At 24.2% G+C, this 1,433-nt stretch carries 1 tRNA gene and 1 pseudogene; both read left to right on the top strand.

Annotation, left to right across the window (positions count from 1 at the left end):
• The first annotated feature begins 29 nt into the window (after nucleotides 1-29).
• Nucleotides 30-105, top strand: a tRNA-Lys gene (locus AC07E4_RS11630).
• Nucleotides 106-270: 165 nt separating this feature from the next.
• A pseudogene (tnpA, locus tag AC07E4_RS11625) lies at nucleotides 271-726 on the top strand (IS200/IS605 family transposase).
• Nucleotides 727-1,433 lie beyond the last annotated feature (707 nt).

The following is a 1,433-nucleotide window of genomic DNA, read 5'->3' as shown; positions in this document are numbered from 1 at the left end:
TGGGAGGGTAGGTTGTCGCCAGGTCATATGGTTCACTAGCTCAGTCGGTAGAGCACATGACTTTTAATCATGGTGTCCGGGGTTCGATTCCCCGGTGAGCCACCAAAGCTCTTAGTAGAAATACTAAGAGCTTTTTGTTGTATATTGAATACCACTAGTTCAACTAGTAGTTCTAAAAAGCTTATAGCTATGAGTAAAAAAAAGAAAAACTCCAATATAAAATAGAATTAGGTTTGCCGACCAAAACTAAATTATATTGGAGGTGTCCAAATGGACAATAGTAGCTTAGCATATAGTAAATAGAATTGCAAATATCACATAGTTTTTTCACCAAAGTATAGAAGACAAATAATTTATGGAAAGATAAAAGTAGATATAGGAGTAATACTTAGAAAATTATGTGAACAAAAGGGAGTAGAAATAATAGAAACAAATGCATGTAAAGATCATATACATATATTTGTAAGTATTTCACTAAAGTTAAGTGTTTCGAAACTTATGGGGTATTTAAAGGGGAAAAGTTCGCTTATAATATTTGATATACATGCAAACTTGAAATATAAATATGGAAATAGACAATTTGGGTGTAGGGGATATTATGTTGATACAGTAGGAATAAATAGAGAAATAATATAAGAATATATAAGAAATCAAATAAAAGAAGATTTTGAGTATAAGCAATTAAGTTTAAAAGAATATATAGACACGTTTAACGGGTGGTTATGATTGTATAAAATTAAATTATTTATTGTTTAAAGAAAAAGTTGCAATGTACTCATTGATAGCAATATATTTTAATTAGATAAAAATATATTGGTTAAAATATAACTAGAATATATTCCCTAAGGGTTAATATACAATTAAATATTTTTGATAAGTTCATGTATAAATTAATTGCTCATGTTTATATTTTAACTCTTTAATAAGTTATCAATATATATAATTTTTATACTTATTTAATTATACTATTTGTAAGTTTTCTCTATATATAGTTAGCTTTTTTAAATCACTAGTTAGGAAATAAAAAGTTAAAAATTTAATATACGGTTTATTATGAAAAATTATATTATAATTTATAATTTATAATTTATAATTTATAATTCATTTATATTGATATACAAATACAATCTAATAATAGTAAATTATATTTTTTAGACCGTAATAACAAGGAAAGTTGTTATTAAAGTCTAAATACTTTACCTAGTGTATCATTAATAACATATAAGAGAAAATAAAAGAATAATATAGCAATATAACTTTAAACTGGTATTATACAAATAAATTTTAAATATGTATATTAGATTAGATATATAATAAATCTTGTCGCTGAGGCAAACAAGTAATTGAAGCCAAGCGATGTAGATATAAACTTAAAAAACATTTTAAAAAAAGTGTTGACAAAAAAGTTTAAATCTAGTAAAATAGAAAAAGTC

Source organism: Clostridium amazonense, from assembly GCF_056431285.1.
The sequence above is the reverse complement of the archived record's forward strand: the minus strand, read 5'-3'. Positions and strand labels throughout refer to the sequence as shown.